Consider the following 22,968-nt stretch of genomic DNA (forward strand, 5'->3'; position numbering starts at 1 on the left):
TGGTTGCCGCCAGACCGCGCTGTCTTTCGCTCGCGGTTCGCGCATGAACCAGTGGGCCGACGCCGGCGGATTCATGGTGCTGTATCCGCAGCAATCGATGACGCGGCAGGTGCAGCGCTGCTGGCGCTGGTTCCAGCCCGACGCGCAGCACGGCGGCGCCGAGGCCGACCTGATCGCCGCCCTGATCCAGGCCGAGGTGGCGCGCCACGGGCTGGACCCCGAGCGCGTCTACATCGCCGGCCTGTCGGCCGGCGCCAGCATGGCCGCGCTGGTGGCGCTGCGCCATCCCGCCCTGATCGCCGCGCTGGCGATGCATTCCGGGCCGGTGCTGGGCGACGCCCATAACGCCGCGGCCGGCCTGAACACGATGCGCCGCGGCTCGGTCAAGCCGCTGCTGCCGCTGTTGCAGGGCGTCGCGGATCCGGCCGCGTTCACGCTCGGCATGCCGGCAATGATCCTGCAGGGGCAGATGGATCCGGCGGTGGCGCCGCGCAACGCCAGGCAGTTGTTCGAGCAGTTCCGCGCCCTGAACGGGCTCGCCGCGGACGAGCCGCCGGTCGAGCGGGTGCTGGGCCTGGGCACCGAGAAGGCCTATCGCCGCGTCGATCTGTTGCGCGGCCGCAAGACGGTGCTGCGCCTGTGCGAGATCACGCGGGTCGAGCACGGCTGGAGCGGCGGCGATGCGTCGGTGCGCTATCACGCGCGCAGCGGCCCCGACGCCTCGGCGCTGATCTGGCGGTTCTTCCAGGGCCAGCGGCGCGTGGCCGCCTAGGGCGACGCGGCCTCCCGGCAGCGCGCGGGGATGGTCGGATGCGGGCCGGCGCGTTATTGTTCAGAAAACGGAAACAGACATGTCGTCTCCGGCGCCGGCCGGCCGTCGCGGCGCGGCGCTAACATCGCGCCACGCCCGCGGATCGGGCGCCGTTCCCGGCGCCCGGCCGGGCAAGCCTATTCGGAACTCATCATCATGTCCCTGTCCATGTACCAGGCCTCGGTGCCTGTCTTCATCCGCGGTTTGAGCGTGCTGGCCACGCTGCTGGAAAAGGGCGCCGCCCACGCGGCCGCCAACGGCATCGATCCGGCCGAGCTGGTCAACGCCCGCCTGGCCCCCGACATGTATCCGCTGTCGGGCCAGGTGCAGCGCGCCAGCGACGCCTCCAAGTTCGCCGCGCAGCGCCTGTCGCAGGTCGAATCGCCCAAGTTTCCCGACGAGGAAACCACGTTCGAGCAGCTGCAGAAGCGCGTCGCCGACACCATCGCCTACCTGCGTTCGGTGCCGGCCGAGGCGCTGGAAGGCGCCGAGGGCCGCAAGGTCACGCTCAGCTTCGGCGAGTTCAAGCCCGAATTCCAGGGCGACGCCTACCTGCTGACGTTCGCGCTGCCGAATTTCTACTTCCACGTCACCACCGCCTACGACATCCTGCGCCACGCCGGCGTGCCGATCGGCAAGCTGGACTTCCTGGGGCCGTACACGGCCTGACGCGGCTTCGGGCGGCGCGTCCGCCGGCGCGCGTCCGGACGCATGTCCGACGCGCGCCGGACGGGCGCTTGCCGCGGCGCCTCAGCCCGGCTTCTTCGAGGGGTCGCCGCAGCCTTCCATCTCGCCCATCTGCGCCATGTTGCGCTGGATTTCCTCGGGCGTCAGGTCTTCCTTGTGGGTGGCGATCGACCAGCGGTGGCCGAACGGATCCACCACCTGGCCGTAGCGGTCGCCCCAGAACATGTCGGCCGCCGGCATGGTGACCTGCGCGCCCGCCGCCACGGCCTGCTTGATGGCGGCATCCACATCCTGCACGTACAGGTGCAGCGTCACCGGCGAGCCCTTGAGCGCCTTGGGCCCCAGGCTGCCCCATTCGGGGAAGTCATCCATCAGCATCACCACCGAATCGCCGATGCGGATGGCGGCATGCATCACCTTGCCGCCGGGGGCCGGCAGGCGCGTCAGTTCCTTGGCGTCGAACGCCTTGCGGTAGAAGGCAATCGCATCCGAGGCGCCTTCGCACACGATGTGCGGGGTCAGGGTGTGCATGCCGTCGGGAATCGCTTGCTTTGCGGGGGTGCCCATGATGTGTCTCCGAAAACCGGGATTGAGGTTGGGGTACTTGGGGACGGGTCGGGGGGACGCCTGCGCGTTCCGGCCCGTCCTGTTGCCACGACGAATGGGCGGCGCCGGGATCGACAGGCCGCCTCGATTTTTTTTCAACCGCGAGCCGACTTGCTCACCAGGGTGCTGAAGCCGCCCCAGCACATGCGCTTGAAATCGAACACGCCCTCGCAGGACATGCCCGTCAGGCGCGGGTCGGCCATGACCTTGGCGTTGATGCGGTCGCGTTCGGCCTTGCTGGCGAACGCGATCCACGAAAACACCACCGTCTCGCCCTCGCGCGCGCTGGCGGCGGCGCTGAACGAGCCGAAGCCCTCGCCGTCGATGTCGTCCGCCACGCACTCGCGGAATTCCAGCGCGCCGTATTCCAGCCAGATCGAACCGGCCTGCTCGGCCAGCTTGCGATAGGCCTCGATGTTGGCCTTGGGCACGCTCAGCAGGTAACCGTCTATGTACTGTTCCATCAGATGCTCCTTGACTCCGTGTTGTTGTACGCGCCGCCCGCAAGCCCGCATCGTCGCGGCGGCCGCGCCGGCAGCGATGCCGGTAGTTGTCACTGTATCGGGATCGGCGGCGCTTTCAGATAGGCGATTGCGACATTCTTGAGGGTGGATTGCGACAGGTCTCCGGCGTATGCTGGTGGGCATGAAAAACATCGCCTTCCTGCTGCCGGCCGGCGCCAATATCGCGTCGCTGGAAACGGCCCGGCACGGCTTCCTGGTGGCCAACGAGTACCTGGCCGCGCAGGGGCGCGCGCCGCAATTCCAGGTGCGCACGCTGGCCGCCACGCGCCAGGTCAGCCTGGACGACGGCCGCATCACGGTGCAGGCCGACCTGGTGCTGGATGAGGCCCGCGATATCGACATCTGCATCGCGCCGCCGCTGCTGGGCGCGGTGTCGGACGTGGTGCTGTCCAACCGTGAACTGGTCGAATGGATCGCCCGCCACTACCGCGGCGGCGGCGAGGTCGCCAGCCTGTGCCTGGGCGCGGCGCTGCTGGCCGCCGGCGGCCTGCTCGACGGCCAGCAGGCGGTGGTGCACTGGGCGGCGCGCAACCTGTACGCCAGCCTGTTCCCGGCGGTGGATTGGAGCATCGACCGCGTGGTCCATTCCGGCAACGGCATCTACACCAGCGGCGGCGCGTTCTCGGCCGCGCACCTGGTGCTGCACCTGATCGAGAAATACACCGACCGCGACACCGCCATCTGGTGCGCCAAGTACTTCCAGCTCGACTGGAGCCGCCAGAGCCAGCTGCCGTTCTCGGTGTTCATGGGGCAGAAGGCGCACGCCGACCAGGTGGTGCGCGCGGTGCAGGACTTCATCGAAAGCCGCTACACCGAAAAGATCACCGTCGAGGACCTGGCCGACCGCCACGCGCTCGGCCGCCGCACGCTGGAACGGCGCTTTCGCCAGGCCACCGGCAACAGCATCGTCGAGTACGTGCAGCGCGTGCGCGTCGAGGCCGCCAAGCGGCGCCTGGAAAGCTCGCGCAAGAGCGTGTCGGAAGTGATGTACGAGGTCGGCTACAACGACACCAAGGCGTTCCGCGACATCTTCAACAAGTACTGCGGCATGTCGCCCGTGGGTTACCGCGAGCGCTACCAGTAGCCGGCCCGCGTCAGCCCGCGCGCCGGCGGCGGAACGCCAGCCACGCCACGAATCCCGTGAAGGCCGCAACCAGCACGCAGATGATCCAGAAGCCGTGGTGGTCGTCCGACAGCGGAATGCCGCCCACGTTCATGCCGAACAGGCCCGCCATGATGTTGATCGGCAGCGCCAGCACCGTCACCAGCGTCAGGGTGAACAGGGTGCGGTTGTTCTGTTCATCGAGCCGCGCCGTCATCTCTTCCTGCAGCAGCTTGATGCGCTCGACCAGGCCGGCCATGTCGCCCAGCACCACCGAGAATTCCTCGGTCGATTCGCGCAGTTCCTGCACGTCGCGCGGCCGCAGCCAGGCCGGCGGGCGCGCCAGCAGGCGGAACACCGAGCCGGGCTCCGGCGCCAGCGTGCGCTGCAGCCGCACCAGCACCCGGCGGGTGGCGGCCAGGTCCAGGCGTCCGGGGCCGCCGCGCGCGGCCAGGAAATGATCCTCGATGCCGTCGACGTCGACGCTGGCCTTGCGCACGATCTCCATCATCAGGTCGGCCTGGTCGCGCATCAGGTGCGCCAGCAGTTCGGCCGGCGAGCCGAACGGTTCGCCGCGCCGCACGTGTTCGCGCAGGCGGTCGAGCGAGCGCAGCGGCTTGCGCCGCAGGGTCACCAGCAGCTTGCGATGGGCGCAGACCCACAGCGTCGAGACCTGCGCCGGGGTGCGGTCGAAATCGAAGATGACGTCATTGAACACCGCCACCAGCGCGCCTTCCTGCTGCTCGATGCGGGTCGAATGGGCTTCCCCGCCCAGCATCGCGATGAAGGTGTCGGGCAGGTCCAGGTGGGCCTGCAGCCAGCGCACGCAGCCGGCCTGCGACAGGTTCAGGTGCAGCCACAGGAAGTGGCCGTCGTCGGGCGCCGCGCCGTCGGCCGCGAGGCGCGCCAGCAGGTCGGCGACCGCCGGCGAGGCGATTTCGGCCGCGGGGCCGCCGCCCGCGAACCGGAACGCGCAGATCAGGCCGGAAATGTCGGTTTGGTAGTCGGCCGCTGCCGCTGGGGTCGTCATGATGCGCGATGGTGACGCCGCAATGTGACAGTCCTGCGACAGCGGGCCGCGTGGCCGCGATCCCCGGCGCGCCGCGCGGCCGCGCCACGGGGAAACCCGATATAAAACTTTGCACAGCCTCCATGATCCAGCGTTATGCGTGGCGGCCGGCCGTTCGCTGTGCTGTAAGGAAATAGTCCATGGAATCAGGGTGTTAGCGTTTCGGTTCGGCGCCCGTCCGCGGCCTGGCGCGGCGGCTTCCCATCATTTCCGAATCGCACGGACCCATGCATGATGGTGCCTCCTGCCAGGCCCGCCACGGCGCGCCGGGCCATGCGTTGGGACTATTCTTGATGACAGACTTCGATCTGACCTTGCACAACGGCCGCATCGTCACGGCCGACGCCGACTTCGTCGGCGACATCGGCATCGTGGACGGCGCCATCGCCGCGATCGCGTCCTCGCTGCCGGCAGGCCGCCGCGCCATCGACGCGGCCGGCCGGCTGGTCATGCCGGGCGGCATCGACAGCCACTGCCACGTGGAGCAGCTGTCCAGCATGGGCGTGCTGTGCGCCGACGACTGGCACACCGCCTCGATCTCGGCGGCCCACGGCGGCAACACCACCATCGTGCCGTTCGCCGCCCAGCATCGCGGCCAGTCGCTGCGCCAGGTCGCCGACGCCTACGCCGCCTCGGCCGCCGAGAAGTCGGTGATCGACTACAGCTACCACCTGATCATCTCGGACCCCACGCCCGAGACCCTGAACCGCGACTTGCCCGAGCTGATCCGCGCCGGCATCACCTCGTTCAAGGTCTTCATGACCTACGACAAGCTCAAGCTGGACGACCGCCAGCTGCTGGACGTGTTCGCCATCGCCGCGCGCGAGGGCGCGCTGCCGATGGTGCACGCCGAGAACAACGACGTCATCAGCTGGATCGCGCGCCACCTGCTGGCGGCCGGCCACACCGCGCCCAAGTACCACGCCGTCAGCCACGACCCGATCGCGGAAAACGAGGCCACGCAACGCGCCATCAGCCTGGCCGCGGTGCTGGAAGTGCCGGTGCTGATCGTGCACGTCTCGACCCAGGGCGGCGCGCAGGCGATCCACGCCGCGCAGACGCTGGGCGCGCCGGTATACGGCGAGACCTGCCCGCACTACCTGCTGCTGACCGCCGAGGACATCGACATCCCCGGCGTCGAGGGCGCCAAGTTCTGCTGCAGCCCGCCGCCGCGCGACCCGGTGTCGCAACAGGCGCTGTGGCAAAGCCTGGACAGCGGCACGCTGGCGCTGCTGTCGTCCGACCACGCGCCGTACCGTTACGACGAATCCGGCAAGCTGCCGGCCGGCGACGCCACCACCTTCAAGCAGATCGCCAACGGCCTGCCGGGCCTGGAAGTGCGCATGCCGCTGCTGTTTTCCGAAGGCGTGCGCAGCGGCCGCCTGACGCTGCAGCAGTTCGTGGCGCTGACCTCGACCAACCACGCCCGCATGTACGGCCTGTACCCGAAGAAGGGCACGCTGGCGGTGGGCGCGGACGCCGACATCGCGATCTGGGATCCGGAAAAGAGCGTGACCCTGCGCGCCGCCGACCTGCACGACGCGGTCGGCTACACGCCCTATGAAGGCCGCCAGGTCACCGGCTGGCCCACCACGGTGATCAGCCGCGGCGAAGTGATCGTGGACGACGGCGTGCTGCGCGCCGAGCGCGGCCGCGGCCAGTTCATCGCCCGCGGCCTGCCCGCCCCGCTGCAGAAGGCGCGCGAGATCAGCCCGCGCGCCGCCTTGCTGCGCAAGATTTTCCCGGCCGTGATCGAGTCCTGAGCGACACGGCCCTCAACGCATAGCGATAGAACCCCGGAGACTGACATCGTGAGCAACGCAACCCATGCGCGCAAAATGGACCTCGCGGTCGCCCAGATGGGCGCCGTCAACCTGGCCGACACCCGCGCGGTGGTGGTCCGCCGCCTCGTCGAGATGATGCGCGAGGCCGCGGCCCGCAAGGCCGAGTTCGTGGTCTTTCCCGAATTGGCGCTGACCACTTTCTTCCCGCGCTACTGGATGGAAGACGCCGAGGCGGTCGATCGCTTCTTCGAAAAGAGCATGCCCAACGCCGACGTGCAGCCGCTGTTCGACACCGCGCGCGAGCTCGGCATCGGCTTTTACCTGGGCTATGCCGAACTGACCCCGGAAGGCCGCCAGTTCAACACCGCCATCCTGGTCGACCGCCAGGCCAAGATCATCGGCAAGTACCGCAAGATCCACCTGCCGGGCCATTCCGACCACAAGCCGGAGGCGCCGTTCCAGCATCTGGAGAAGAAGTTCTTCGAGGTCGGCGACCTGGGCTTCGGCGTCTGGGAGACCAACGACGTCAAGATCGGCATGTGCCTGTGCAACGACCGCCGCTGGCCCGAGACCTACCGCGTGATGTCGCTGCAAAGCGCCGAGCTGATCGTGCTGGGCTACAACACGCCGTCGCTGAACATCCACTGGAACGAGCCGGCGCACCTGCGCACCACCACCCATGAGATCGTGCTGCAGGCCAGCGCCTACCAGAACGCGGTGTGGGTCGCCGCCGCCGCCAAGTGCGGCCACGAGGATGGCCACCACATGATCGGCAGCTCCATGATCGTGGCGCCGTCGGGCGAGATCGTGGCCCGCTCCAGCGGCGAGGAAGACGAAGTCATCACCGCCCGCATCGACCTGGGCATGGGCCAGACCTTCCGCGACCACGTCTTCAACTTCGCCAAGCACCGCAGCCCGCAGCACTACAAGCTGATCATCGAGCGCACCGGCGCCGGCGAACCGCTGCCGGTGGCGGAAATCGACTAGGCCCGCTTGAGGATTGCCTGCGTCATCGCGGGCAATTCCTTTTTGACGATCTGGGAAAACTGCGTCAGGAAGGCCTTGGCGATGGACGGGGGCGGTTCGATCCGGGAATGAGACACGTACACGAACAGCGGGATCGCCGGCTCGACGCGGCGCACCACCAGCCCGTGCATCAGGGCATCGGTCAGGCCATACGAGTCCACCAGCGCCACGCCGACGCCCTGGCGCACGAACGAGCACGCGGTCTGCGACGAGCGCACCTCGATCGCCGGGGCCAGGGTGTTGTGGCCCTGCGGGTCCAGATGCGCGTACAGCGTCTCGCCCAGCGGCGTGTCGCGGCTGTAGCCCACCAGCATCTCGCCGGCCAGCATGCCCGGCTGGATCACGCTTTCGCGCGCCAGGCGGTGGCCCGCCGGCAGCACGCAGACGATTTCGCCCTGCGCCAGCTCGGTGGTGATCAGGTTGGGATGTTCCGGCTTGAAGATGGAGATGGCGATGTCGGCGTAGCCCAGCAGCAGCTGCGGCAGCAGCGCGTCCATGCCCAGCGGCCGGTAGCGGATGCGCACGCCGGGGTTGCGGGCGCAGAACTTCGCGGTCGCCGCCGGGATCAGCCATTCGCCGAAGCTGGGGCTGGACACCACGCTGACCAGGCCGCCGCCGTGGCCGGCCAGGCCCGCGGCCATGTCGTTCAGGCGGTTGACGCCGGCCTGGATCGATTCCACTTCCTGGAACAGCTTGCGCGCTTCCTTGGTGGGATGCAGGCGGCCCTTGAAACGCTCGAACAGCGCATAGCCCAGGCGCAGTTCGATCGATGCCAGCACCCGGCTGATGGCCGGCTGGGTCACGTGCAGCAGCCGCCCGGCCGCGCTCAACGAGCCCGTGATCATGATGGCGTGGAATACCTCGATCTGGCGCAGATTCAACGGCGCGGAAGACCGGACCTTTCCGGGTAATTCAGACATGCTGCGTGCTTTCCTCTTGACCTGGGCGGTGCGCCGACGCTTGCCGGCCCGCCTCTATTGCAAGGATTCTACTCAATCGTGCCCAACGCCCGCATTCTCCTCGTAAACCCGAATTCCCTGGACAAGGTGACCGAGGCCATCGGCCGCGCGGTCGAGCCGTTCCGCCACCTGCCGCTGGATTTCCGCTGCCTGACGTCCACCGGCGGGCCGGCCGGCATCCAGAACCAGGCCGAGGCCGACGCCAGCATCGCGCCCATGGCCGAACTGGTGCGGCGCGAGGCGGCCGCGGCCGACGCCGTCATCGTGGCCTGCTTCAGCGATCCGGGGCTGCATGGCCTGCGCGACCTGGTGCCGGCGCCGGTGCTGGGCATCGGCGAATGCTCGGTGCTGACAGCCATGAGCATCGGCGCCCGCGTCGGCGTCATCGCCATCGCCGGCGCCGCCATCCCGCGCCACCTGCGCTACTTCCGCGCCATGGGCGTGGCCGACCGCATCTGCGGCGAACTGGCGCTGGACCTGCGCGTGAGCGACCTGGCCGACGCCGAACTGGCGTTCCAGCGCATGGTGACGGTGGGCAAGACCCTGCGCGACGCCCATGGCGCCGACGTGCTGATCATGGGATGCGCCGGCATGGCGGACCTGCGCGCGCGGCTGGAAGCGGCCTGCGGCCTGCCGGTGGTGGAACCGACCCAGGCCGCCGTGGCCATGGCGGTCGGCCGGATCTTCGGCCGCGCGTAGGCGGCCCGGCGGCGCCCGTCGCTGACGGGGCCGCCGCGCGGCGGCGTCAGGCCGCCTGTTGCACGTAGTGGCCGGCGGCCACCTGCACCAGTTGCGTCACCACCGGATCGTCGCCGATCTTGCGGATCGGGCTGGGGATCTCGCGCGCCGCGCGCACGCTGCGCTGGTGGCGCCGCGCCGGATCGGGCACCGGCACCGCCGACAGCAGGCGTTGCGTATAGGGATGGCGCGGCCGGTGCAGCACTTCCTGGGTCGGGCCGATCTCGACGATCTGGCCCATGTACATCACCGCCACGCGGTGGCTGACCTTTTCCACCACCGCGATGTCGTGCGAGATGAACAGGTACGACAGGCCCATCTCGGCCTGCAGCTCCTTCATCAGCTCGATCACGCGCGCCTGCACCGACACGTCCAGCGCCGACACCGGCTCGTCGGCCACGATGATCTTGGGATTCACGCTCAGCGCGCGGGCGATGCACAGGCGCTGGCGCTGGCCGCCCGAGAACTGGTGGGCGTAGCGGTCCAGGAATTCGCGCGGCAGGCTGACCCGTTCCAGCAACTGGGCGGCGCGTTCGCGGCGCTGCTCGCGGCTGTGGCCGCCATGCACCTTGAGCGGCTCGCTGACCAGGTCCCAGGCGTGCAGGCGCGGGTTGAGCGATGCGTACGGATCCTGGAAGATCATCTGGATGTGGCGCCGCATCGCGCGCATCTGCTCGGGCGTCATGTGGGTGACGTCCTGGCCGGCCAGGCGGATCGAGCCGGCGCTCGGCTGCACCAGCTTCATCAGCAGGCGCCCGGTGGTCGACTTGCCCGAGCCGGACTCGCCCACCAGCGCCAGCGTCTCGCCGGCGCGCAAATCGAACGACACGCCCTCGACCGCGTGCACGTTGGCCACCACCTTGCCGAAGGCGCCGGCCTTGACCGGAAAGCGCTTGGCCAGGCCCGCCACTTCCAGCACGGCCGGGCGCTCCCGCACCGCGGCCTCGTCGGGGGAGCCATCGCCCAGCCGCGGCACCGCGGCCAGCAGGTCGCGCGTGTAGGGTTGGGCGGGCGCCTCGAACAGCGTCGCCGTGGCGCTTTCCTCGATCTTGTCGCCGTGCCGCATCACCACCACGCGGTCGGCGATCTCGGCCACCACGCCCATGTCGTGCGTGATGAACAGCACGGCCATGCCGACCTCGCGCTGCAGGTCGCGGATCAGGTCGATGATCTCGGCCTGCACCGTGACGTCGAGCGCGGTGGTCGGTTCGTCGGCGATCAGGAGCTGCGGCCGGCAGGCCAGCGCCATCGCGATCATCACGCGCTGGCGCATGCCGCCGGACAGGTCGCCCGGGTACTGCGTCATGCGGCGCTCGGGCTCGGACATCTTCACCGCCGCCAGCATCTCCTGGGCGCGCCGCCAGGCTTGCTGGCGCGAGATGTCCTGGTGCAGCAGATAGACTTCGGCCAGCTGGTCGCCGACCGTCATCACCGGGTTGAGCGAGGTCATCGGCTCCTGGAAGATCATCGAGATCTCGTTGCCGCGGATGCGCCGCAGGGCCGATTCCTCCAGCCCGAACAGGTCTACCTCGCCGCCGTCGCGCGGCACGAAGCGGGCGCTGCCGCCGGCGATGCGGCCGCCGGCGCGTTCGATCAGGCGCAGGATCGACAGCGCGGTCACCGATTTGCCGGAGCCGGACTCGCCCACCAGCGCCACCGTTTCGCCGCGGCCGATGGTGAAGTCCAGCGACTTCACCGCCCGGTAGGGCTGGGCGCGGGCGCCGAATTCCACGCGCAGGCCCTGCACCGCCAGTAAGGTCTCGGTCATGGGGAGTCTCCGTCAGGCGCGGCTGGGAAAGACGCGCGGCGACATGGCGTCGATGTCGCGGCCGGCGTAGTCGCGCTGCGCCACGGTCGCGATGGTCTGCGCCTGGGCGCGTTCCACTTCCTGCATGGCGCGCTCGATGTCGATGGTCAGCAGCTTGCCGTCCTTGACCACCTGGGCGCCGTCCACATAGACGTCGCGGATGGCGCGGTCGCCGGCCGAATAGATCAGGCTGCGCAGCGGCTCGCGGCCGGGCCGCATGTACGGATGCGACAGGTCGACCAGCGAGAAGTCGGCCTTGCCGCCGACCGCGATGCGGCCGATGTCGTCACGGCCCAGCATGCGGGCGCCGTTGATCGTGGCGGCGTTGAACACTTCCTCGGTGGAGGCGGCGCGGAAGTGGCCGGCCTGCAGGCGGGCCACGTAGCAGGCCAGCCGCATCTCATCGAGCATGTTGTGCGGGAAGGTGTCGGTGCCGATGCCGACGTTGATGCCGGCGCGCAGGTAGCGGCCCAGGAAGCTCAGCGCGATGCCGCGCCGCACGAACACCGTCGGACAGTGCGCCACGTGCGCGCCCGAGCGTTGCAGCAGGCCGAAGTCGTCGGCATGCGGCCAGTACAGCGCGCGGTGGTCGTTCAGGAAGATGCCGTGGCCGATGATGAGGTCGCCATCCAGCAGGCCCTGGTCGTCGAGCCATTCGATCGGCGTGCGGCCGTGGCGGCGCGTCATCTCCGAGAACTCGACCACGCTCTGCGCGGCGTGGATCTGCATCGGGATGCCCAGGCGGCGCGCGGCGGCCTGCGCCGCCTTGAGCAGTTCGGGCGAGCAGGTGTCGACCTGCGAGGGGCACAGCATGGCGCCCAGGCGGCCGCTGGGGTGGTTGATGGCGCTGTCGGCCACCGCCAGGGCGGCCTCGAACGACTTCTGCGCCGCCGCCTCGTCCCAGGTGTATTCGACCGAATGGCCGTCGTTGGTGCGCCAGGCGGCCGAGCGGAACATCGGGCCCAGCACCCCGCGGATGCCGGCCGCCGCCACCACGTCGGCCCAGCCGGGACGCGGCAGCGACATGTCCACGAAGGTGGTCACGCCGCTCAGCAGCATCTCGGCCATCGCCACCTGGTTGGAATACTGCGCCGTCTCGATGCCGGTGCGGAACACCGGCATGTATTCGTACAGCGAGCTCTGGCCCAGCTTGTCGCTGCCCAGTTCCTCCAGCAGGCCGCGGTTGCCCGGCTCGGAAGAGGGGTGGCTGTGGACGTTCACCAGGCCCGGCATCGCCATCAGGCCGTTGCCGGCCACGACCCGGTCGGCCGGGCCGGCATAGTCCTTGCCGGCATGGATGACGGTGTTGCCGCGCATCACCAGGTCGGCGTTCTCGATATAGACGTGCGAGCCCAGCGCCTCGTCCCAGGCCACCAGGGTGGCGAGCTGCTTGAAATGGGTGATGCTGGCTTGATTGGTGTCGCTCACGGGAGACTCTCTGTGCTGCGGAATCAGGGGAAGGGCGGCGCGGCGGGGGCCGCGCCGTCCGATGCGGCTTACTTCAACTCGATGTCCAGGCCCTTGTAGGCGGCGGCGCCGAAGATGCCGTGCGCGCGCATCGGCTTCAGGCGCGGCCCGCCCACCAGGTAGAGCGAGTCGTGGTACAGCGGAATCCACGCCGCGCCGTCGGAGATCTTGGTCAGCGCCTTGGACAGGATGGCGTCGCCGCTCTTGGCGTCCAGCGCCTCGCTGCCCTCGGCCAGCCAGCGGTCGGTGTCGGCGTCCTTCCAGTTCATGCGGTTCGGGGTCGGGATGCTGTTGGACAGGAAGTAGCTGTTGAGCGCCTCGCCGGTGCTCATGTAGCCGAAGCTCATGCTGAACTCGTCGAACTCCTGCGTGGCCAGCTTGCCCCAGGCCGAGGTCGAGTCGAACAGCTGCACGCGCAGGTCGGCGCCGACCTTCTTCATGTCGCCCTGCACCGCTTCCATGATGTCCTTCCAGTAGCCGGTGATGCCGTAGTGCAGCAGCGACAGCTTCTGGCCGTCCTTGTAGCGGTAGCCGTCCTTGCCCATCTTCCAGCCGGCCTCGTCCAGCAGCTTGTTGGCGGCGGCGGGGTCGTAGCGGTAGGCGTCGTTGGAACCGGCCGGGGTGCTGGTGGCCAGCATGCTGGTGGCGGGCACCGCCTCGCCGAAGGTGATGGCCTCGGTCAGCGCCTTGCGGTTGATCGCCAGGTTGAGGGCGCGACGCACGTTCACGTCCGTCAGCATCGGCTTGTCGATCTTGAAGCCCAGGAAGAAGGTCCAGTAGAACGGGTCGGCCTTGCTGACGAACAGGCGCTTGTCGGCCTTCAGGTCCTTGATCGACCATTGCGGCAGGTAGCGCGACAGATCGGCCTGGCCGCTTTGCAGCGCGGTCAGGCGGGTGCTTTCCTCGGGCACGATCTTCCAGACGATCTTGTCGACCTTGGGCGTCGGGTCCTTGTAGATCGCCGGGCCCCACTTGTAGCCGGCGTGGCGGGTCAGCACCACTTCGTTGCGCGGCGACCAGCTCTGGAAGCAGTACGGGCCGGTGCCGTCGAAGGCCTTGACGCCGTAGTCCTGGCCCAGCGCCTTGACCTGGTCGATGTTGATGACCGAGTGCATGTAGTGCGCCATCTGCTGCAGCAGCTCGTTGTAGGGCTTCTTCAGCTTGTAGACCACGGTGACGTCGTCCGGCGCGGTGATGCTGTCGACCGGACCGGCGCGCCAGCGCTCCAGGCCCTTGGTTTCCGGGTCCAGCCAGCGGGTGTAGCTGGCGACCACATCCTTGGCCGTCATCTTGCGGCCGCTGCAGAACGTCACGTCGTCGCGCAGGTTGAAGGTGTAGGTCAGGCCGTCGGGCGAGATGGTCCAGCTCTTGGCCAACGCCGGCACCGGCGTCTTCATGTCGTAGTCCAGGCCCACCATGGTGTCGGCGGCCATGAACAGCACCTCGGCCGCGCCGCGCGCGGTGGTGCGGTGCGGGTCGTACTTGTCGGTGTCCAGCTCGCGCAGGATCAGGACGGTCTTTTCGGCCTGCGCCAGCGCCGGCGCGGGCGCGGCCAGCAGGCAGGTCAAGGCCAGCGGCGCGAGGGCCAGTCCCTGGATGATCTTCATGTTGCGGTTCCCCTGTGTGGTTTGTGGTGTGTGGCCGGGCGGGCCGCGGTTCAGAACCGCAGCTTGGGATCGAGCGCGTCGCGCAGGCTGTCGCCCAGCAGGTTGAAGGCGAGCACGATGAAGAAGATGGTCATCGTGGGAATGGTCGAGATGTGCGGGAAGATCTGCAGGAACTTGCGGCCGTCGGCGGCCATGCTGCCCAGCTCCGCGAATGGCGGTTGCGGCCCCAGCCCCAGGAACGACAGCACCGAGCCCAGCAGGATGGTGTGGCCCAGTTGCAGGGTGGCGTAGATCATCAGCATCGACGAGCAGTTCGGCAGCAGATAGCGCGTGATCAGGTAGAAGTTGCCGAAGCCCATGGCGTGGCCGGCTTCCATGTATTCCTGCTTCATCACCACCATGGCCGAGCCGCGCGCGATGCGCGCCATGCCGGGAATCGCCGAGATCCCCAGCGCCAGCACCATGCTGGTGGTGCCCGGGCCCATCAGCGCCGACAGGCTCAGGCCGAACAGGATCGCCGGGAACGACAGCAGCACGTCGACCACGCGCATGATGACGCCTTCCAGCGGACGGTAGTAGGCGGCCAGGATGCCGAGCAGGGCGCCCAGGCCCGAGCCGCCGATCACCGCCAGCACGCTCAGCATCAGCGTGGCGCGGATGCCGTAGATCACGCGCGACAGGATGTCGCGGCCCTGCACGTCGGTGCCCAGCAGATAGCGGATGCCGTCGGCCGAGGTCCAGCCCGGCGCCTTGCGGGCGATGGCCATGTTGGTCGAATACGGATCGTGCGGCGCCAGCCAGGGCGCCAGCAGCGCCACCAGCACGATGGCGATCACCGCCAGCAGCGACAGCAGCAGGATCGGGTCGCGGCGCAGGCGCGACGCGATGCGCGCCAGCGGCGTGGCCATGGCCTGGGGCGGCAGCCCGCCCAATGAGGAAGTGGTGCCTGCGCTCATGATTTGTTGCCTCGCGGATCCAGGTAGCCGTAGAGCAGATCCACGATCAGGTTGATGAGGATGAAGCCCAGCGCCGTCACCAGGATCGCGCCCTGGGCCAGCGGGAAGTCGCCGGCGAAGATGGCGCCGACGGCCATGCGGCCCACGCCCGGCCAGGAATAGATCTGCTCGGTGACCACCGCGCCGCCCAGCAGGTTGCCCACCTGCAGGCCCACCAGCGTCACGATCGGCAGCAGCGCGTTGCGCAGGGCGTGGCGCAGCAGCACGCGGCGTTCGCCGGCGCCCTTGGCGCGCGCGGTGCGCACGTAGTCACCGCTGAGCGTCTCGATCACCGCGGTGCGGGTGATGCGCGCCACCGGTCCGATCAGCACCGATCCCAGCGTCAGCGCGGGCAGCGCCAGCGATTGCAGGCCGGCCAGGGTCCAGATCGGGCCGTTGCGGCCGATGTACGGCAGGATGCCGGCGCCGCCGATGTGCTGCACCAGCAGCAGGCCGACCCAGAACACCGGCAGCGACACGCCCACCACCGACAGCGTCATGACGAAACGGTCGGTCAGCTTGCCGCGGCGGTAGGCGGCCAGCGTGCCCAGCAGGATCGCCAGCGGGATCGACCAGACCACGCTGGCCAGCATCAGCTCGGCGGTCGCGCCGATGGTGGCGCCGATCTCGTCGATGACGGGCACGTTGGAGATCATCGAGCGGCCCAGGTCCAGGTGCAGCAGGCGCCACACGTACAGGGACAGCTGCTGGACGATCGACTTGTCCAGGCCCAGTTCCTGGCGCACCTGCGCCAGTTCCTCGGCGGTGGCGGTGGGGCCGGCGATCACGGCGGCCGGATCGGCCGGCGCGACCTGCAGGAGCACGAAGCACACCACCACCACGCCCAGCAGGACGGGCAGCGAGATCGTGAAGCGGTTGAGGATCTGGCGGATCATGCGAGGCCCGCGCAAGTCATACGGGTTGGCTTGGGGGTGGGCTCGATGCGCGGCCCGCCTGCGGTGGGCCGTGGGGGGGAAAGGTGAACTGGTCTCGGCATGACACGACCTCGTCTCTGTGTGCGTCCAGGTGCTGCGGTGGCCAAAGAATGCCAGCGCGCCCAGGCGCCGGGGACCCAGGGAAATCCACTATGGGAAGGCTGCGGCGGGTTTTCGCATTCCGTTCTCAAGCAATTGAAATGAAAGGATTTTTGTCGGATTTTCGACGGGCGGCGCGACGCCTGCGATAACGCGGTGTTATGAAGCCTGCCTAAAGATTGATAGACAGCGGATCGATAGGCGGCGGGATCGGGACGCCCGGGCGGCGGATGGGGCGGCGACGCCCGCATATCCATAGTTGGAATCCTTCGTTGGCGCCGAATGGCGCGCCTCTTAGCCTGTTTGCTGTGTAAAGCGGGCGTTCGACACCGAAGGGGTGGCCGAGGCCGGCGCCACGCGGCGCCGGACGCCCGCGGGCTTTGTGGAGCGTGCGGTGTGAAGTTCTCTCGTTTCTGGACCCGGGTGCAAGGCCTGGCGGTGGCATTCCTGTTGGGCGCGATGGTTCCGGCCAGCGCCGCCTATCCCGACAAACCCGTGCGCCTGGTGCTGCCGCTGGCCCCCGGCGGCGCCATGGACGTGCTCGGGCGTGGCCTGGCCGAGCGGCTCGGGGCGCTGTGGAAGGTGCCTGTCATCGTCGAGAACCGCGCCGGCGCCGGCGGCAACATCGCCGCCGACCAGGTGGCGCGCGCCGCGCCCGACGGCTATACCCTGCTGCTGACCGGCGACATGCTGGTGGCCAACCAGACCCTGTTCCAGGGCACCATCAACTATGACCCGGTCAAGAGCTTCGCGCCCATCAGCATCGTGGCGGCCACGCCGCCGGTGATCGTGGTGCGCGCCGATTCGCCGGTCCGCGACATCGCCGGCCTGCGCGACGCGGCCAGCCGGCATGTCGTCAATATCGGTACCCCGGGCTACGGCAACAGCAACCATCGCGCGCTCACCCGCCTGCAGCAGCAAGTGCAGGGCACCGTGCAGCACGTGCCGTACAAGGGGGCGGGGCCGGCGGTGGTGGCGCTGCTGGGCGGCGAGATCGACGCCGCCATCGTGGCGCTGCCCGCCGTCTCCAGCCTGATCGCCAACGGCCAGGTGCGCGCGCTCGCCGTGCTGCAGGACAACCGCAGCGACACCGTGCCGCAGGTGCCGACGGCGGCGCAGGTCGGGCTGAAGATGGAGGGCGACACCGGCTGGTTCGGCCTGCTGGCGCCGGCCGGCACCGCGCCGGAAGTCGTCGACGACGTCTGGCGCGCGGTGCGCCAGGCCGTCACCGAACCGGACTTCCGCGCGCGCCTGCTGGCCATCGGTTTCGAGCCGATCGCCGACCAGCCGCGGGCCTTCGCCGACCGCATCGTCAGCGACGCCCTCAAATTCCCGGCGCTGCTGCGTGACAGCGGCGTGGCGCTGCAATAACGCTTCACCGACGCCCAAGAGGCCGCCATGCCCATCCTGAACATCGGCAACGCCGAACTGCATTTCGACATCCAGGGCCAGGGCGACGCCGTGCTGGCGCTGGCCCCCGGCGGCATGCTGTCGCACCGCGAACTGTGGCGCGTGACGCGCGACGGCCGGCCGCGCGAGTATCCGGATCCGGTGGCCGCGCTCGCCAGCCGTTACCGCGTGATCGCCCCGGACCAGCGCAACGCCGGCCGCTCGCGCGCGCCGGTGCTGGCCAGCGACGGCTGGACCACCTATGCGCTGGATCACCTGGGCCTGCTGGACGCGCTGGGCGTGCAGCGCTTCCACGTGATCGGCTCCTGCATCGGCTCGTCGTTCGCGCTCAAGCTGTGCGAACTGGCGCCGGAACGCGTGGCGTCGGCGATCCTGCAACAGCCCATCGGCATCGCCGGGTCGGAGGGCAAGCGCGGCGAGTCCTTCGACCAATGGGCCGACACCGTGCGCCAGCGCGACCCCGCCATCGACGAACGGGCCCTGGAAGGCCTGCGGCACAACCTGTTCGGCGGCGATTTCGTCTTCAGCGTCAGCCGCGACTTCGTGCGGCGCAACCCGATTCCGCTGCTGATCCTGGGCGGCAACGACCCGCTGCATCCGCGCGCCGTCTCGCTGGAGCTGGCGCAACTGGCGCCCGCGGCCACCCTGGTGGAGGAGTGGAAGACGCAGCCGCGGCGCTACCTCGACGCCATCCAGGACTTCCTGGCGCGGCACCCGGCCTGAGCGCTGCGGGACGGTACGCGACGCCGGGCGGTGAGCGCCGCCGGGCCGCTACGAGGCCGCCAGCGCCTGCCGCGAGCGCCGCGCAAGGCGTTCGAGCAGGGCGCTGGCCAGGCTTCCCGCCAGCGCGAACCCGACCGCCACCCACAAGGCCCAGGTGGCGCCGGCGCGGGCGTTGAACACAAAGCACGCCGCCACGAAGGCCGCGCCCATCGTCTGGCCCAGCAGCCGCGCCAGGCCGGACAGGCCGCTGGCCACACTGGCGCGGTGCGCCGGCACGCTGAACATGATGAAGCGCTGGTTGGGCGACAGGAACAGCCCGAACCCCGTGCCGCACAACGCCATCGGCAGCATCACCGCCCACATCGGCGCGCCGGCCGGCAGCGCGCTCACCGCCAGCAGGCCGGCGGCCAGCAGCGCCAGGCCGACCATGCCCAGCAGGCTGGCGGACATCCGGTCCGACCACTTGCCCGAGAACGGCGCCAGGCAGGCCCCCATCACCGGCCAGGGCGCGATCAGCATCCCGACCTCGGCGATGTCGCGCCCCAGCGTCTGGTTCAGCAGGAAAGGCAGCGCCACCATGGCCGCGCCCTGCGCCGCGAAAGCCAGCACGCACACCAGCACGGCCAGCGAGAAGGGCGCCAGGCGCAGCAGGTCCAGCGGCACGATGGCGTGCGCGCTCAGGCGTTCGCGGCGCAGCAGCAGCGCCCAGCTCAGCGCGCCGCAGCCCCAGATCAGGGCGGTGGCCCAGTCCGGCTGCGCCGCGCGCTCCAGGCCCAGCACCGCCAGCCCGAACGCCAGCGCGCACAGCAGCGCCGCGCCGGCATCGAGCGCCTTGCCGTCGCCCGGCAACCTGGGCAGGTGCCGGCCGGCCAGCGCCAGCGCCACCAGACAGAAGGGCACGTTCACATAGAACAGCCAGTGCCAGCTCAGCACCGTCAGCATCGCCGACGCCAGCACCGGCCCGCCCGCCAGCGAGGCGGCCGCGATCATGGCGTTCAGGCCCATGCCCCGGCCCAGTTCCTCCTTGCGGTAAATGGCGCTCACCAGCGCCATGTTGCAGCCCATCAGCGCCGCGGCGGCCAGGCCCTGCGCGGCCCGGGCCGCCTCCAGCGACCACAGCGACTGCGCCGCGCCGCACCAGACGGAGGCGGCCAGGAACAGCCACAGCGCCGGCAGGAACACCCGCCGGTGGCCGATCTTTCCGGCCAGCGCGGCCAGCGGCAGCATCGTCGCCACCATGACCAGCTGATAGATCGTGACCACGCCGATCACGTCGGCGGCGCCAACGCCGAGCTGCGCGGCCATCGACGGCAGCGCCGTGTTCGTCATCGAGGTATCGAGCGTCGCCATCGAGATCGACAGGGACACGGCCAGCATCGCGTAACGGCGCGCGGCGGGTGTCAGGGGCGTGGGGGAAAAAGCGGCGGGTGAAGACATTGCGGCATACGGGTGTCGGGAAAACGGGCCCCAGTATGGAAGTGGTGATCCTTGCAGTGAATAGCAAAACCCGTAAAGCAGCCTTGCAGATATGAAATACTGGAGCCGCATGACATCCCGGCGGCAAGGGCCGCAAAGCGAGGGCAGGGTGAACCGATCGGAAGGCATGGCGCTGCTGGTGGCGGCGGTGGACCAGGGCAGTCTCAGCGGCGCGTCGCGCGTCAGCGGGGTGTCACTGGCCTCGGTCAGCCGCCACATCAGCGCGCTGGAGGAACGTCTCGGCACGCGGCTGCTGGTGCGCTCGACCCGGGCGCTGCGCCTGACCGAGGCGGGCCAGCGCTATTACGCCGAGGCCAAGCGCCTCCTGGCCGACATGGACGAACTGGAAAGCAGCATGCGGATCGACGCCGCCGATCCCTCCGGCCGGCTGCGCGTCACGGCGCCGACGCTGTACGGGCGCGTGCATTTGCAGCCGCTGCTGGCGAAGTTCCTGATGCGGCATCCGAAGGTCACGCTCGACCTGCACCTGCTGGACCGCCCCGTCAACCTGCTGGAAGAGGGCATCGACCTCGCGGTGCTGGTGGGCGAGCAGCCCAGCTCCAGCCTCGTCGCGCGGCGCCTGGGGTCCATCCGCTGGGTGCTGAGCGCCTCGCCCGATTACCTGGCGCGGCGCGGCACGCCCCGCAGCCTGCAGGACCTGGCGCAACACGACGGCCTGGTGTACAGCCACCTGGCGACCGAGGACATGTGGACGCTGATGGACAAGGGCAAGCCCACCGTCGTGCGGGTGCCGACCCGCATGCGCTCGAACACCGTGGATGGCGTGGTCACCGCCGCCGCGGCCGGCGCCGGCATCGTCTACGCGCCGGCCTGGGCCATCGCCGACCACGTCGCGGCGGGCCGCCTGCGGCCCTTGATGGTGGCTTCGGAAACGCCGCCCCGGCCGGTGTTCGCCCTGATGACGCACCAGCGGCTGATGGCCGGCAAGGTCCGCTCGCTGGTGGAGTTCCTGGTGGAAAAACTGCGGGAGAAATCGCTCAACGAGCTATGACCCGCCAGCGCGTGGCGCGTGCCTGCGAGCCGGCGTTCAGAGGCCGTCCAGCAGCGCCTTGCCGGTCTCGTTCGCCGACTTGCCCTGGTTGACGGCATCGGTCAGCGTCGTCACGAACCACGGCAGCACCAGCTTGGTGTCGGGGTCGGACAGGCCGACGCGCAGGCGTTCCTGGGGGGCGGCGGGGGCCGTCTGGGATTGGTGTTCGCCTTGAGTTGCGGCAGGAAGCCGTGGAGCGGTGGGGGGAGGGGCCGATTCGGCCAAGGCTGTGGCGATTGCCAAACTGAATAGCAGTGTGGTGGTGAGAAAGCGGATGCGATGGCGGACCTGCATGGGATTTCACTCCAGTAGCCAAGGGCGGATCCAAGGCGTTCCACAGCCTTTGTGGATACCTTAGGAAACGATGGCTTCCATTGTCTTGTGGTGTCAGGCAAAGGGATATTGGGGAATTGTGATCGTCTGTGAAGAACTGTCCGCGCGGAAAAGCTCGAATGCCGATTCAGCCATGTTTTGTCCGAATGACGTCACAGAATTAGCTCCTGTTGAAATCCTCGGAGCAATTTGTGAACTCACCGGAATTCTTGACACCGGAAGCGGTATTTCAGGACCCAGTACTGGAACAGCATCAGATCGAGCTGCTCAATACCAGCATTCCTTCCACGGAAGCCAGGCATGCGCTGGCCCGGTTGAACTGTACGCGGGTCGCCTTGCATGGCCCATCAGGCACGGGAAAGACAGCATTGGCGCGCTGGTTGGCGGCCCAGCTTGGGCGGCCATTGTCGGTTGTGCGCACAGCGGATCTGCTGCCGACCTCCTGCGCAGGCTCCTCGCGGGTTGAGGCCATGACGTCCCAGGCGCGCCATCGAGGCGCGATTCTGTTGTTGGAGGACGCAGACTTTCTGTTGCACCGTGGGCGTGCGGGCAGAGAGGCCTGGGAGGTGGCGCTCGCGCATGAGGTCGAGTCTGCGCTGGGCAAGCATGACGGCATCGTCATCGCATCGAGCAGCCTTTGCGAAGTGCCGGATCCGGGCTCATTGCGGCAGTTCGAGATGAACGTCCGCGTCGATTACCTGAGGGAGGAGGATGCCTGGACCCTGTTCATGGAAGCCGCCGCCAGCTTGAATATTGAAGACCTGCTGACGGTAGCGCCGCGCGAGCTTGCCCGGCTGTATCAGCTTGCACCCGCGGATTTCGTTACGGTTGTGCGGCAGGCGAGATTTCGACCTGTGAAAAGCCTGCGCGAACTTTATGTCCGCTTGTATGCGGAATTCAGCCTGAAGCTCCGGCCTCGGGGGCGGCAAGGGGCCTTGCCTTTGCAAAAGCAGGCCATCGCATGAAATATCGCAAGCTTCATCTGTCGTTTGGGTTGCTGAATACTCTGCGCGAAGCCCGAGAGGTCGTTGTCATCACGGGGTCGGGATTGGGGGTCGCCAGTGGCCTGCCCGCCAGCCGCGACGGCATTGATGGCCTTTGGAGCCAGCATGACCCCGGGGATCTGGCCACGGCCGAGGGGTTCAGGCGTGATCCCGCGTCGGTATGGGCATGGAATTCGGTCCGTCGGGTGCGTGCCAGCAGGGCGATGCCAAATGCGGCGCATTGGGCGATAGGGGAATTGGCGAAAGTCATCCCGTTGATGACGGTCATCACCCAGAACGGCGACAATTTGCACGAGCGTGCGGGAACACCGCGCGCGATATATCTACATGGCAGATTGGATGATGCCTGGTGTCCTGCCTGCGGTGTTCCCCACGTTTCTCAACCCTACGGCGGCAACTTTGCCACTCGACCGCTTGAGCACACCCATTCGGCGCCTCCCGCATGCCGGCTCTGCGGGGCATTTGTGCGCCCTGGCCGGCTCTGGCACGGAGAAAGGCCGCAGGCAGCATTGTGGAGGACCTGCCACATCGTGGCTACGTCCGCCAACCTTGTGCTGACGGTCGGCACGTCTTGCCAATCCCCGGCTGCGGCTGAGCTTTGTTATGCGGCGCTGGCGGCGGGAGCGAAACTGGTGCAGATCAATCCAAATTCGACCCCAATGGACCGGTTGGCCTCGCATAATTTGCGCGGCAAGGCCGAAATTCTCCTGCCTTTGCTTCTCGCGTACGCGTGGCCCCGCACCTGACTGCATCTT

General features: G+C 68.8%; 22 protein-coding genes. 11 read left to right on the forward strand and 11 right to left on the reverse strand.

Annotation, left to right across the window (positions count from 1 at the left end):
* Together AOZ53_RS24025 and AOZ53_RS24030 are read left to right on the forward strand one after the other, a co-directional pair.
* A partial coding sequence (locus tag AOZ53_RS24025) for an extracellular catalytic domain type 1 short-chain-length polyhydroxyalkanoate depolymerase (RefSeq protein WP_054489631.1) occupies positions 1-772 on the forward strand: 772 nt, incomplete at its 5' end.
* 195 nt (positions 773-967) lie between these two features.
* Complete coding sequence (locus AOZ53_RS24030) at positions 968-1,480, forward strand: DUF1993 domain-containing protein (RefSeq protein WP_054431779.1); 513 nt, start codon at positions 968-970, stop codon at positions 1,478-1,480.
* Between the two features lie 81 nt (positions 1,481-1,561).
* Here the strand turns inward: AOZ53_RS24030 and AOZ53_RS24035 are convergent, their stop codons facing one another.
* Positions 1,562-2,065: a VOC family protein gene (locus AOZ53_RS24035; RefSeq protein WP_054489633.1), complete on the reverse strand. Its 504-nt coding sequence runs from the start codon at positions 2,063-2,065 to the stop codon at positions 1,562-1,564.
* A gap of 134 nt (positions 2,066-2,199) precedes the next feature.
* Positions 2,200-2,568 carry a DUF1428 domain-containing protein gene (locus tag AOZ53_RS24040; RefSeq protein ID WP_054489635.1) on the reverse strand — a complete coding sequence of 123 codons (369 nt, stop codon included), beginning with the start codon at positions 2,566-2,568 and terminating at the stop codon, positions 2,200-2,202.
* A 169-nt stretch (positions 2,569-2,737) separates the two neighbouring features.
* Here AOZ53_RS24040 and AOZ53_RS24045 point away from each other — a divergent pair, with 169 nt between their 5' ends.
* Entirely contained in the window at positions 2,738-3,712 is a 975-nt protein-coding gene (locus tag AOZ53_RS24045; RefSeq protein WP_054460529.1) for a GlxA family transcriptional regulator, read from the forward strand.
* 10 nt (positions 3,713-3,722) lie between these two features.
* Here the strand turns inward: AOZ53_RS24045 and AOZ53_RS24050 are convergent, their stop codons facing one another.
* Entirely contained in the window at positions 3,723-4,760 is a 1,038-nt protein-coding gene (locus AOZ53_RS24050) for a transporter (RefSeq protein WP_054460531.1), read from the reverse strand.
* A 332-nt stretch (positions 4,761-5,092) separates the two neighbouring features.
* Here AOZ53_RS24050 and hydA point away from each other — a divergent pair, with 332 nt between their 5' ends.
* Together hydA and AOZ53_RS24060 are read left to right on the forward strand one after the other, a co-directional pair.
* The gene (gene hydA, locus AOZ53_RS24055) at positions 5,093-6,562 is read left to right on the forward strand and encodes a dihydropyrimidinase (RefSeq protein WP_054431774.1); all 1,470 of its coding nucleotides are present in this window, start codon (positions 5,093-5,095) and stop codon (positions 6,560-6,562) included.
* Positions 6,563-6,637: 75 nt separating this feature from the next.
* Positions 6,638-7,570 carry an N-carbamoyl-D-amino-acid hydrolase gene (locus tag AOZ53_RS24060; protein WP_156333501.1) on the forward strand — a complete coding sequence of 311 codons (933 nt, stop codon included), beginning with the start codon at positions 6,638-6,640 and terminating at the stop codon, positions 7,568-7,570.
* Here the strand turns inward: AOZ53_RS24060 and AOZ53_RS24065 are convergent.
* Complete coding sequence (locus tag AOZ53_RS24065) at positions 7,567-8,529, reverse strand: LysR family transcriptional regulator (RefSeq protein ID WP_054431772.1); 963 nt, start codon at positions 8,527-8,529, stop codon at positions 7,567-7,569. The genes AOZ53_RS24060 and AOZ53_RS24065 overlap by 4 nt on opposite strands.
* Before the next feature lie 78 nt (positions 8,530-8,607).
* Between AOZ53_RS24065 and AOZ53_RS24070 the strand changes: the two genes are divergently transcribed.
* On the forward strand, positions 8,608-9,267 hold the full coding sequence (locus tag AOZ53_RS24070; RefSeq protein ID WP_054431771.1) for an aspartate/glutamate racemase family protein: 660 nt from the start codon (positions 8,608-8,610) through the stop codon (positions 9,265-9,267).
* A 46-nt stretch (positions 9,268-9,313) separates the two neighbouring features.
* On the opposite strand, the gene AOZ53_RS24075 is transcribed toward AOZ53_RS24070, so the two are convergent.
* The 5 genes from AOZ53_RS24075 to AOZ53_RS24095 form a co-directional block, all read right to left on the reverse strand.
* Positions 9,314-11,074, reverse strand: a complete 1,761-nt coding sequence (locus AOZ53_RS24075) for an ABC transporter ATP-binding protein (protein ID WP_054431770.1) — start codon at positions 11,072-11,074, stop codon at positions 9,314-9,316.
* A 12-nt stretch (positions 11,075-11,086) separates the two neighbouring features.
* Positions 11,087-12,541, reverse strand: a complete 1,455-nt coding sequence (locus tag AOZ53_RS24080; protein WP_054460532.1) for an amidohydrolase family protein — start codon at positions 12,539-12,541, stop codon at positions 11,087-11,089.
* A 68-nt stretch (positions 12,542-12,609) separates the two neighbouring features.
* On the reverse strand, positions 12,610-14,187 hold the full coding sequence (locus AOZ53_RS24085; RefSeq protein ID WP_054431768.1) for an ABC transporter substrate-binding protein: 1,578 nt from the start codon (positions 14,185-14,187) through the stop codon (positions 12,610-12,612).
* 50 nt (positions 14,188-14,237) lie between these two features.
* Positions 14,238-15,143, reverse strand: a complete 906-nt coding sequence (locus tag AOZ53_RS24090) for an ABC transporter permease (RefSeq protein ID WP_054431767.1) — start codon at positions 15,141-15,143, stop codon at positions 14,238-14,240.
* Positions 15,140-16,078 carry an ABC transporter permease gene (locus AOZ53_RS24095; protein ID WP_054431766.1) on the reverse strand — a complete coding sequence of 313 codons (939 nt, stop codon included), beginning with the start codon at positions 16,076-16,078 and terminating at the stop codon, positions 15,140-15,142. Before AOZ53_RS24095 ends, AOZ53_RS24090 begins: the two co-directional genes overlap by 4 nt.
* 534 nt (positions 16,079-16,612) lie before the next feature.
* Here AOZ53_RS24095 and AOZ53_RS24100 point away from each other — a divergent pair.
* Positions 16,613-17,587, forward strand: coding sequence for a Bug family tripartite tricarboxylate transporter substrate binding protein (locus AOZ53_RS24100; protein ID WP_054477624.1), 975 nt, complete (start codon positions 16,613-16,615; stop codon positions 17,585-17,587).
* A 27-nt stretch (positions 17,588-17,614) separates the two neighbouring features.
* Positions 17,615-18,349: an alpha/beta fold hydrolase gene (locus tag AOZ53_RS24105; protein ID WP_054477622.1), complete on the forward strand. Its 735-nt coding sequence runs from the start codon at positions 17,615-17,617 to the stop codon at positions 18,347-18,349.
* A 48-nt stretch (positions 18,350-18,397) separates the two neighbouring features.
* On the opposite strand, the gene AOZ53_RS24110 is transcribed toward AOZ53_RS24105, so the two are convergent.
* Positions 18,398-19,786, reverse strand: a complete 1,389-nt coding sequence (locus tag AOZ53_RS24110; protein WP_231689789.1) for an MFS transporter — start codon at positions 19,784-19,786, stop codon at positions 18,398-18,400.
* 148 nt (positions 19,787-19,934) lie between these two features.
* Between AOZ53_RS24110 and AOZ53_RS24115 the strand changes: the two genes are divergently transcribed.
* Positions 19,935-20,837, forward strand: a complete 903-nt coding sequence (locus tag AOZ53_RS24115; RefSeq protein ID WP_231690408.1) for a LysR family transcriptional regulator — start codon at positions 19,935-19,937, stop codon at positions 20,835-20,837.
* A 36-nt stretch (positions 20,838-20,873) separates the two neighbouring features.
* Here the strand turns inward: AOZ53_RS24115 and AOZ53_RS24120 are convergent, their stop codons facing one another.
* The gene (locus AOZ53_RS24120; protein WP_054431762.1) at positions 20,874-21,170 is read right to left on the reverse strand and encodes a hypothetical protein; all 297 of its coding nucleotides are present in this window, start codon (positions 21,168-21,170) and stop codon (positions 20,874-20,876) included.
* 209 nt (positions 21,171-21,379) lie between these two features.
* On the opposite strand from AOZ53_RS24120, the gene AOZ53_RS24125 reads away from it, so the two are divergent.
* Both AOZ53_RS24125 and AOZ53_RS33730 read left to right on the forward strand, forming a co-directional pair.
* Positions 21,380-22,174 (forward strand): AAA family ATPase, encoded by a 795-nt coding sequence (locus AOZ53_RS24125; protein ID WP_197286515.1) that lies wholly within the window; start codon positions 21,380-21,382, stop codon positions 22,172-22,174.
* Positions 22,171-22,959, forward strand: coding sequence for an SIR2 family NAD-dependent protein deacylase (locus AOZ53_RS33730; protein ID WP_231690674.1), 789 nt, complete (start codon positions 22,171-22,173; stop codon positions 22,957-22,959). The genes AOZ53_RS24125 and AOZ53_RS33730 overlap by 4 nt, the downstream gene beginning before the upstream one ends.
* Positions 22,960-22,968: the final 9 nt, after the last annotated feature.

Source organism: Achromobacter sp. 2789STDY5608621 (assembly GCF_001299375.1).
Lineage (GTDB): Bacteria > Pseudomonadota > Gammaproteobacteria > Burkholderiales > Burkholderiaceae_B > Achromobacter > Achromobacter insuavis.